This window comes from Candidatus Thermoplasmatota archaeon (assembly GCA_030018475.1).
In the GTDB taxonomy this organism is placed as follows: domain Archaea; phylum Thermoplasmatota; class JASEFT01; order JASEFT01; family JASEFT01; genus JASEFT01.
The window spans coordinates 1-1,582 of sequence record JASEFT010000099.1 but is presented as its reverse complement, the minus strand read 5'-3'; the positions used below and the strand labels follow the sequence as shown (position 1 = coordinate 1,582).

The 1,582-nt window shown below is 40.3% G+C and carries 2 protein-coding genes; both read left to right on the top strand.

The genetic code is table 11. The features are described 5' to 3' along the window. The first annotated feature begins 211 nt into the window (after positions 1-211). Positions 212-505 (top strand): transposase, encoded by a 294-nt coding sequence (locus tag QMD21_07700; GenBank protein ID MDI6856646.1) that lies wholly within the window; start codon positions 212-214, stop codon positions 503-505. A 5-nt stretch (positions 506-510) separates the two neighbouring features. Further along, positions 511-1,557, top strand: a complete 1,047-nt coding sequence (locus QMD21_07695) for an IS3 family transposase (GenBank protein MDI6856645.1) — start codon at positions 511-513, stop codon at positions 1,555-1,557. Positions 1,558-1,582: the final 25 nt, after the last annotated feature.

Below are 1,582 nucleotides of genomic sequence, written 5' to 3'. Positions count from 1 at the left end.
ACTTTATTGGGCGTGTTTTCATTTGAAATTTCTTCAGAGGAACTTAAATATGGAATTTGGGCCCCGGTAAAATTTAGTAATGATAAGCAAAATTTAAGAGCGAATGAAAAAGAGCTATAATGAACCAGACCTTCTAAAGGAAAAATCCCTTTAAAAAATGTGTAGACTTGGGACTGTAGAGTTTGGATAATAGAACCAAAAGGAGGTCATAATGGCAAAGAGAAAACTCACAGCCCAAGAAAAGCTACAGTTGGTTATAGAGAGCTTCAAAGGCGATGTTAATACTTCAGAGCTCTGTCGAAAACATGATATTTGGCCTACAGAGCTCAATCGTTTTAAGCAAAGGGCCTTAGAGGGAGCCCTGAAGGCCTTGAATTCCCGCAGAGGCAAGAAAGATGCTGAAAAGGAAGCTCTCAACTCAAAGATCGAACGCTTAAAAGAGATTATTACATCTCAGGCATCTGAGATAGACCTTTTAAAAAAAAGAACGAACTCGGACTATTAGGTCCGATTAAAGGCAAAAGGTTATCGGTTATGGTCAAATACGAACTTCTTAAGGCCATCGATCAAAATAAACTCTCTTCCCGTAGAGCTTGCCGCATCTTAGGCCTAAATTCAGATAGATTCTATCGCTGGAAAGAGCTTTATAGAAGTTTTGGGCTCAATGGCCTTGCTGATAAGCCTCCCCTGGCCAAAAATATTAGCAATCGTTTACTACCCGAAGAGGAAGGGGCTATATTTCAGTATGCCAATGATCATCCTGAGCAACACTACAGAGAAATAAAGTTTAACTTGGAGAAACAGGATATCTATATCTCTGCCTCTACTGTTTATCGACGATTAAAGCAGAAGGAACTGATCAAAGAGCACAATATCTTAAAGCCCAAAAAGCGCTGGCTCAGACCCGAAGCAACAGCACCTCACCAGCACTGGCTGGTGGACTTAACCTATGTCCTCATCGGCAAGGCCTTCTGGTATCTTATAGTCATTATAGACCTTTATTCGCGTTATGTGCCAGGCTGGGAATTATCAGCCTCCTCTACTGCCAAGGATGTTCAAAGGACAATAGATTTTACTCTGGCTAAATATGATTTACATCAAAAAGAACAGAAGCCAATCATTCACTCTGACAACGGCCCTCAGATGAAGGCCAAATCCTTAAAGAAGTTCTTAAGGGACTTAGGCATCCTTAATGACTACTCCCGGCCCCATATTCCTCAAGATTTAGCCGTCCTTGAGCGATTATTCCGAACTACTAAGCAGGAAGAGATCTATCGTAATGAATATTCAAATCATCTTGAGGCCAGAGATAATTTATCAGGCTTCTTTGACTACTATAACCATCGCCGGCCTCATCAGGGTATTGGTAACGTTACTCCTTATGATAGACTTACAGGTCGTGATGTAGAAATTATCAAGATGAGAAAGATCAAGAGCCAATTGGCGCAACAGAGACGTAAATTGCAGAATTGTATCTGTAAAGGTAACTCAAAACCCGAAGAAATCAGTGTCCCTGTCTACACAAATAATTTTAATTTTTTCCTTGAAAGGGTCTGAAGCAATATAAATTGAGTAACATTTG